The organism is Ruminococcus callidus ATCC 27760 (assembly GCF_000468015.1).
Classification (GTDB): domain Bacteria; phylum Bacillota; class Clostridia; order Oscillospirales; family Ruminococcaceae; genus Ruminococcus_C; species Ruminococcus_C callidus.
Genome location: NZ_KI260336.1, coordinates 12,389 through 21,343, shown reverse-complemented (window position 1 = coordinate 21,343; position 8,955 = coordinate 12,389). Strand labels below are relative to the sequence as shown.

The 8,955-nt window shown below is 52.3% G+C and carries 6 protein-coding genes; 1 reads left to right on the top strand and 5 read right to left on the bottom strand.

Annotated features, from left to right (window positions below):
- Nucleotides 1-83 precede the first annotated feature (83 nt).
- Nucleotides 84-2,729, top strand: a complete 2,646-nt coding sequence (locus RUMCAL_RS14380; protein ID WP_051343646.1) for a penicillin-binding Tp47 domain C-containing protein — start codon at nt 84-86, stop codon at nt 2,727-2,729.
- Nucleotides 2,730-3,110: 381 nt separating this feature from the next.
- Here the strand turns inward: RUMCAL_RS14380 and RUMCAL_RS03650 are convergent, their stop codons facing one another.
- The 5 genes from RUMCAL_RS03650 to RUMCAL_RS03630 form a co-directional block, all read right to left on the bottom strand.
- Nucleotides 3,111-3,965: a 4Fe-4S binding protein gene (locus tag RUMCAL_RS03650; RefSeq protein ID WP_021681180.1), complete on the bottom strand. Its 855-nt coding sequence runs from the start codon at nt 3,963-3,965 to the stop codon at nt 3,111-3,113.
- A complete protein-coding gene (locus RUMCAL_RS03645; RefSeq protein WP_021681179.1) occupies nt 3,958-4,404 on the bottom strand; it encodes an FMN-binding protein in 447 nt (148 codons plus the stop codon). Before RUMCAL_RS03645 ends, RUMCAL_RS03650 begins: the two co-directional genes overlap by 8 nt.
- A 6-nt stretch (nt 4,405-4,410) precedes the next feature.
- Nucleotides 4,411-6,105 (bottom strand): FMN-binding protein, encoded by a 1,695-nt coding sequence (locus RUMCAL_RS03640; protein WP_021681178.1) that lies wholly within the window; start codon nt 6,103-6,105, stop codon nt 4,411-4,413.
- Nucleotides 6,106-6,317: 212 nt separating this feature from the next.
- A complete protein-coding gene (locus tag RUMCAL_RS03635; protein WP_021681177.1) occupies nt 6,318-8,432 on the bottom strand; it encodes a heavy metal translocating P-type ATPase in 2,115 nt (704 codons plus the stop codon).
- Entirely contained in the window at nt 8,432-8,689 is a 258-nt protein-coding gene (locus tag RUMCAL_RS03630; protein ID WP_040646846.1) for a DUF1490 family protein, read from the bottom strand. Before RUMCAL_RS03630 ends, RUMCAL_RS03635 begins: the two co-directional genes overlap by 1 nt.
- Between the last annotated feature and the right edge of the window lie 266 nt (nt 8,690-8,955).

Genomic DNA, 8,955 nt, shown 5'->3' with positions numbered 1-8,955 from the left:
TGTCGCACAATCTTTGTGCGGTATTGCCATAAATTGTGCTGTTCATCGCAATGCAGCACGGAAGAAAAATTCAGGAGGTTACTATGCGAGAGATCAACTGGAAAAAGCTTGTCGGTGCAGCGTCTGCTGCTGTACTGGCAGCTACACAGGTCGCTCCGGCGATCACAGCGTATGCCGAAGAAGCAGGCACCACAGATTATGTGTACTGTGCCGCATCTCTGACTTGGGCTGAGTATTGGGAGAATGAAGGCGTTTATCTGGACAGTGCCGCAGACGGCAACTGGGAGGCTTCTTCTGCTGATGCCGATTCCCACGGAGAAACCGACTTGGGTGCATATGATGCAGTCACCCGTGCCACCAGCAACCACGGTCTGCACCGCGGCAGCTATCAGTGCACCGTAAAGGTATTTGATACCGAAGGAAACAGCTACGACTATACCGGCAGGGGACAGAACGAATCTGTCGATGTGGTCAGCAACAGAGATGCTGGTACCACAACCGTTATGGTAGACGGAAAAGCGGCTGGTGCATACGACCACTCTGTGATCGTGGGACCGAAATATGTTCCGGTTGCTGTTCCGGCAGCAGATTATGAGGACTTCAAGAAAGCCTATACGGTCTATGAAAACGGGACAGAAGTCAAGGGCGGCTATACCGAAAAGAATCTGGTCAATATCGACGAAGAAATTCAGGTAGATGCCAACACTTCCGGCATCAAGGTAGCAGAAAAACAGGAGGACGGCACATTCCAGTTCTCCAAGCGTTCCACCTCTGAAACACCGGATGGAAAAGTGGTAGACAAGGACGCGGTAGAGATCAGCGAAGTCCAGCACGATTCCGGCTACGGTGACTTTATCCGCGTGGACATCAACGGAGATTACGGCGATCTGGGTGCTCATATGTACGCAGTCCGCTGGGATTACTACGGCGATGGTGACACCGTTCTGGCTACCTACGGCACCAAGTTTGCCGCAGACAACTGGATGCACAAGTCCATGGGCATTCAGCTTGGTCTGACCAAGAGCGACCGCTGCCAGCTGCCGGAGGGTACTGACGGCTACGGCAGATGGGACGTTACGGTTTATGCTACCGGTTATCAGGACTTTACATTCACAGTGGACAACGAACCGGAACAGTATGTTTACGGTACTATGAATCTCCCGTATGCAGATTACTATTACGGTGAACTGGGCAACAAGACAGATACCACTGACGGCAAGATTTCCTATGATGCAGATCTGGCTGGCAATGCCGGCATGCGTGCAGAGGGCACTTATGATGCAGTGACCTCTGCAACAGGGAAAAAGTGGAACAGCATGTTTGCAGACACCACGTATTCTTCCGAAGCTGATGAAAATGGCGGCGGCAAGATTCTGGGCGTTTCCGGTGTAGAAGTGGCAATCGAACAGAGCTTGTACGACCAGCTGACTGCTGACGCAAAGGACAGCAAGACTTCCGGCGTACTGGGCAGCCTGTTTGCAGGCTTCACCCCGAACGAAGATCAGACCGTTGTTCCGGCAGCATACAAACAGCTGTTCGCAGACGGCACCCTGTCCGCAACCATTACCGCAGAACCGGAAGTTGACCTGACCAACGTCACGCCGACTCTCAAAACCGACAGCAAGTACGGTGACTATCAGCTGAAGATGGACGGTCTGGATCTGGGCGAAGGCAATCTGGTTTACGGCGTGATCGTCAAGACAAAGACCGGCAACTATGGTATGCTCCAGCTGGAAAACATCTGGAAGGGCGGCTCTGAACTGGCATGGTCTGCCGGCTTCAAGACCAAAGAAGTACACGGAAACAGCCTGCGTTCTACTCCGTATGCTGCAACCTCCGGTGACACCATTGTGGAGATCAGCTATCTGACCAGCAAGGGCGAATACAGCGTACACCTCGCAGACGGACTGTATCTGCCGAAGAAGCACAACGGTACTGTCAACGCAGAAAGCGTTGCAGTTGCTGCCGGCAGCATTCCGGTAACGCTGGCAGACCTGCCGGAAGATTTCTCCGCAGCGGTTTCCGCAGACACGCTGACTGGTGCTGCTTATGCAGACGGCAAGATGACCTTTGATGCCAAGAGCGTTCTGCCGGGCAGCTATACCATTACCGTTTCGGATGAATCCGGCGTATATGCACCGCTCTCTACCAGCGTGATCCTGACCACCGATGCAATGCCTGCTGCATATGATGCAGAAAAGGGTGCTGTTGTTCCTGCAAAGGGTGCTGCCGCAGACGATCTGGCTGCATATCTGAAGAATGTTTCCAAGGTTACTGTAAACGATACCACATATGAAGCAACCGGCAAACACGGTGTCAAGATCATTGACCCGACCACCGGCGAAATTCATGCAGATGCAGAAACCCGTGACGGTGCAGTCTTTACAAAGTCTGGCACATACAAGCTGACTGTGGAAGCAACTGGTTATACCACACCGCTGACTTTCGAAGTAAAAATCGAAGTGACAGACTCCAGAGCCGACGTAGATCTGGACGGCAGAGTGGATTCTACTGACGTCTTCTATATGATGCTGTACACCGCAAACATCTCCGCAGGCAACGCTGACTTTGTTCTGAGCGAAGACGCTGAAAAGAACAAGCAGATGATCGCAGCAGCCGATGTGGACGGCAACGGCAGCGTAGATTCTACCGATGCATTCTATGCCCTGTACTATGTGGCAAGCAAGGGTGCAGGCGTGAATGTGACTTGGGAAGACATTATCAAGTAAGACACCCACTTCATAAAATCCTTTGAATCATAAACAAAACCGGCTCTGTGTGGAAATCTCCGTGCAGAGCCGGTTTTGCTGTGCCTGCTTGTCGCCAACCATAGAACCTATTCCATATATGAAAAGCGGTCACACCGTCCTTGAAATGAGGACGTATGTAACCGCTTTGATACATTCTTACGTCAATACCGCACAAAGATTGTGCGACAGATGCGTCGTCAAATTTTCCGTCAGATGGAGCAAAAAGCAGAGTGAATACTTGATGTATTCACGAGCATTTTTGTGAAATATGACGGAAAATTTGCAAGCAGATGGCGTGCAAAGTCGCCAGATGCTCTTTGTGCGGTATTGCCATAGTAATTCCGCAAAATACCACACGAATCAGATTCCCGCCAGAATCAGCACAGCAGCCAGTATCACTGCCCGCAGCACGGCAAACCAGATCTCGTTTCCGCGGAAGAACCGGAAGCCGCTTTCTGCGTTTTTCTTAGGGCAGATTTCCAGACACTTCTGACACTGGAAGCAGTCCCCGTTTCCGTTCCAGCTGCCCTTTTCCGGCAGTTCCAGATCGGACGGACAGATCTTCTGACAGGCAGTACAGCCCTTTGCACAGTTCGCCTTCTGCCGGCGGACGGAAAAGAATGGCAGCACCGGCAGCATTGTAAAGACGGCTCCCATCGGACACAGGAACCGGCAGAAGAACCGTTCACAGAACACCATGCCCGCCAGAATCAGCACCAGCAGCACACAGCCCAGCCAGTAAGCACCTACCTTGAAGTTACCGGAGCGAAGCATAGAGAACACGTCCCACGGGCTCCAGCCGGTGATCTCGCCATAAACGCCGGTAAAACACAGCAGCACAATGGCAAGAAGCACTGCGTATTTCAGGAACGACAGAGGCTTCTTCCAGCTTTTCTTCAGGCGAACGGGTTTCTTTTTGCACTTCTTACAGAGAAACAGATACAGAGCATGCACCGCATCTCCCAGTGTACCGAACGCACAGGCGTAGCCGCAGAAGAATCTGCCGAACACCACGGTATACGCACACAGTGCCAGCAGCACAGTGAGAAACGAACTCATCACCACGGGAGAGCCAGTGCCGATCTGTGTCAGAACGGACTTGATGCCGGAAAAGGCTGTGGTAAATGCCGAGGGCAGAAAGAGGAAGAACAACAGCTGAATGGCTGCCCGCACATAGGCATGTACCTTTTTGGGAGTGAAAAACTTTTTATTCATGCTGCACCGCCTTTGCCTGCTCCAGTGCATCTTCCACAGCACCCAGAATGCCCCTGGAACTAAACGTTGCACCGCTGACGGTATCCACCTCTGCGGTCTGTTCGTCCAGCACCTCATCGATCACGCCCTGTGCGGCATCGAAATAGGCAGTGTCCTCTTTCTCGGCAGAAAGCACGGTACAGTCTGTGATCTGTCCGTGTTCGATCGTGACTTCCATTTTTACCGGTCCGCCGTAGCCCTGTGCCTCGCCGGTATAGGTTCCGTCTGCATAAGGAGAAGCCGGTGCCGCATTCTCCTCCGCAGCCTGAGCCTGCTGCTCTGCCAGCTTTTGTCTTGCGGCAGTTTCCTGCTCTTTCCGGTCATTCACCACGGCATTATAGGTACATACCAGCGAAACCGCCAGCATGATGTTGATGATCTTTACTGCAAATACCTGCACGATTTCTCACGCCCCTTTCCTTGCCTGTTCCAGTGCATTTTCCACGGCACGGACGATCGCATCAGAGGAACAGGTGGCACCGGAAACGGCATCAATGCTGTCCGTCTGCTGCTTTTCCAGAATCTGTGCAATAGTGCCGGCAATCTTTTTGGTGCCGTCAGCGGCACGGGAAATATAGCGGTCGTTCAGCTTGTCGTATTCCGCACCGGAGCCATTGACATTGGAAATGCTGACGATCTGGTCATTCTCGATCTGCACTTTCAGCGACAGCACATATTCGGCAAAGTCCTCGTCAGCGTCCGGATAGCAATCCGCAGTTCCCTCATAAGTGCCGTTTTCATAAATGGCCGGAACCGGCTCTGTTGTCGTTTCCGTGTTTGTCGTACCGGTAACCGGTGTGATGGTGGTTTCCGGCGGTGCCGTTGTCACCGCAGTGGTCGTGGTCGTTGCAGGCTGTGCCGCCTGTTTTGCCGCTTCCAGAGCCTCCTGAATCGCCTCCAGAATACCCTCCGAACTGAACGTTGCACCGGAAACTGCATCCACATCAGTACTCTGCCGCTGGATCACCAGCGAGATCAGCGTTCCCGCACGCTTGAAAAACGCTTCATCGTCCTCATTGGAAACCACGTGGATCTTCTGAATGGTGCCGTTTTTCAAGGTCAGTTCAATTTTCGTGGTACCGCCATATCCCTCTCCGCTGCCGGTATACACACCGTCCGGATAGGGAAATTTGCCGGTTTCCTGCGGCACTGCGGGAACTGTAGTTGCCGGCGGCTCTGTTTTCGCTGTGGGAACTGGTGTGGTTTCTGCCGGCACTTCTCCGGTTGCCGCATTTGCCAGTGCATTCCGCACCGCTTCGATCAAGCCGGCGGAACTATACGTTGCACCGGAAACTGCGTCCACATTGGTGCTCTGGGAAGCAATGATATTTTGCAGCAGTGCACAGGCATTTTGCAGATAGGGGCTGTCATCTTTGGAAGAAAGCACCTGAATATCCGTGATCTTCCCGCCGGAAACTGTGACCTGCACTGTCATCTGTCCGCCAAAGCCGGTACCCGTACCGGTATACACGCCGTCCCGATAGGCTGCCGGTTCTGCTATGGCTTCTACTGCGGGAGCATTTTCGCCGGTCTTGTTCTGGCTCTCGGAAGCCGCCAGAATCGGCAGAGCACTGTCAGAGGCACTGCTGCCGCCAGCCTTTTGCAACGCGTCCCGCACGGCAGAGATCAGCCCTACCGAACTATAAGTTGCACCGGAAACGGTATCCACGTTTGTGCTTTGCAGGGCAACGATCTGCTTGAGCAGTGCCGAAGCATTTTGCAGATAGGGAGAATCGTCTGTGGAGCTGACAACGGTAATATCCTTGATCTTTCCGCCCTCGATAACCACCTGCACCGTGATCGGTCCGGAAAATCCGGTGCCGGTACCGGTATAGGTGCCGTCCCGATAGGTACCGGATTCCGAAACCGGTGTGACTGCCGGAGCCGGTGCTTTTGTCGTTACCGCAGCAGTTTTTCGTTCCTTTCGCTTTTCCGTTGTCAGAGTGCCGGTCTGTGTTCCGGTTTCCGAACCGGCTGCGTCCAGCGACAGCACCGGTGCCGTATAATCTCCCAGCGAAACCGCAATACATACCGCCAGAACCGCTGTAGGCAAAAAGCCCAGAACCGGCAGAATTTTCTTGGGATTCTCCCATTTTTTCATCTTGTTTCAGCCTCCTGATTTGTTTCGATTAGCAGTTAGTTCACTCTAATTAGTCTAGCATAACCAAGCGAAAAAATCAAGGAGAATTCTATGTATAAACTTTTGGGAATCCTGTGAATTCCCCGAAAACAGCACAAAAAACGGCTTGCGTTTTCACAAACACAAACCGTTTTTCACAAATACAGAACCGCACAGAATTTGCATAATAACGCTTATGCCTTCCCTGTATCTTCTTCTGTTGCACTGTTTTGTTTTTTCTCCAGCATGGGAGTCATGCTCCTGGCACAGATCGCCATGGTGGAAGCATTATGCAGGAACGCCGAAGTCGTGGGAGCGATAATGCCGAACAAGCCCAGCAGCAGCAGCGACGAATTGAATCCGATGATAAACCGATAGTTCCGGTGAATTCTGGTCATCAGCTTTTCACTTAATGTCCGCAGGGTCGCCAGTTCCGTCAGGTCAGCACCACGCAGGGTGATGTCTGCCGCTTCTCTGGCAATGTCCGAAGCATCACTCATGGCAACAGAAACATCTGCCGCCGCCAATGCCGGAGCATCGTTGATGCCGTCGCCCACCATGATAACGCGGTGCCCGTCGGCTTTCAGCTGTTCCACATAGCGGTGCTTGTCCTCCGGCAACACCTGTGCAAAACACTTGGTGATTCCCAGCTTTGCTGCGGTCACCTCTGCCGCCTGCTGGCTGTCGCCGGTCAGCATCACAACATTTTCAATGCCTGCTTTTTTCAGCAGGCCAATTGCTTCCCCGGCTTCTGCACGGGGCGGATCTGAAATGCACAACACGCCGGAAAGTTTCCCGCCAATTGCCAGATAGACCACCGAGCAGCCGCCGGACTGTGCTTCAATTGCCGCCTGCTGTTCTGCTGTGATCTCCACATGTTCATCTTCTGAAACAAAGTGGTGGCTGCCGATAATGGCACGCTTTCCGTGAAGCGTGGTGGCAATGCCGTGTGCCACGATATACTGCACTTCGGCATGTTCTTCCTGATGATTCAGACCGCGGTCTGCCGCACCCTTCACAATGGCACGGGCAACACTGTGAGGAAAATGCTCCTCGATGCAGGCTGCAATTCGCAGAATCTCGTCTTCGCTGTAATCACTGAACGAGATCGCCCGTTCCAGAACCGGTTCGGCATTGGTCAGTGTACCGGTTTTGTCAAATACCACGCTGTCCGCTTCGGCGAAAGCCTCCAGATATTTGCCGCCCTTGACGGTAATATCATGGTCTGCGGCTTCCCGAATTGCCGAGATCACAGAGATCGGCGTGGACAGCTTGATGGCACAGGAATAATCCACCATCAGAATAGACACTGCCTTGGTGATATTCCGTGTCAGCAGCAGTGTCAGACCAAATCCCAAGAAGCTGAACGGCACAATGCGGTCTGCCAGATTTTCGGCACGGCTCTGCACGCCGGCTTTCAGGTTTTCGGAATTGTCGATCAGTTCAATGATCTTCTGAATTTTGGTATTGCCGCTAAGAGCACGTACCTGTACATGAATACTGCCCTCATCGACAACCGTTCCGGCAAATACGGTAGAGCCCTTCGCCTTGCGAACGCTCAGCGGCTCTCCGGTCATGGAAGCTTCGTTGATGTTGGCTTCGCCGGAAGTGACAGTGCCGTCTACCGGAATCACACTGCCGGTGCGGACACAGATCACATCGCCCACCTGCAGCTCTGCCATGGGAATCAGGACCTCTGTGCCGTCCTGCACCAGCCACACCTTGTCCGTCTTTACGGCAAGGCTGTCCGTCAGGGCTGCCTTGGTCTTGGCTCTGGTGTAGTCCTCCAACAGTGCCGAGATCGACAGCATGAACATGATCGTTCCTGCCGTCTTGAAATTCCGCTGCAACAGGCACGCACTGACAGAGGCACCGTCCAGCACATCTACATTCAGATGTCCCTCCAGCAGTGTCTTGACTGCACGCCACACATAGCGGATTCCCTTGAACAAGATCACCGCATTTGCAATGGGAGCCGGCAGCAGAGCATTTTGGAGATACCGCTTTGCCACCAGCTTTACCAGATCAGTCTTAAAGTCCGAATCGATCCGTTCCGAACAGGTGTCCGGTCCCAGCGGTGCCAGCAGTCTGGTGTCCAGTGCCGCAACTGTACGGATCACCTTCTGGCGTGCTCCTGCTTCATAATATACCAGAATACCGCCGTTTTCTGCATGGGCTTCTGCCTTTTTGACAGCGGCAGATTCCAGCAGCTGCTTTTGCACGGCAGTTTCCAGTTCCTTGTCGAATGCATACGCACCGCAGCGGAACCGAATCCGCCCCGGCTTGTCATAAACAATCTGAAACTTCATTATGCATCAGCTTCTTCGCATGCGTCTGTGTCATTGATACCTGCCTGTTCCTTGGCATCGCAGCAAATATCCTGTGCTTCGTCCTTCATATTCTGGAAGGCAGCCTTTGCATCATTCTGCAGCTTCATGCCCTTTGCCAGACCGGAAACAGCCAGCTGACGGGTCTTCTTTGCAGTGACGATCTTCTTGCCGATCACCATTGCAACAGCACCGCCGACAACACACCACAGTTTTTCATTCTTAAAGCATTTCAACATTGTAAAGACTCCTTTTTGATCAATTTCAGCTTGAAAATGCATTTCGCTTCTCAAACTCTATACCTAGTATACACCTAGACTTTACAATTGTCAATCACTTCGAAGGAAATATTTTGTAAGAAAAATCAGTTGGTTTTTTGTGAAGATTGCATATGTATTATGAATTTCAGATAGTTCAAGCGAACTAACTATGTAAAAATTATAGACATCTAACCCGAAAGCCACAAACATTCTGAAGGAAACACTGAATAAAGCTTGTGCGTAAG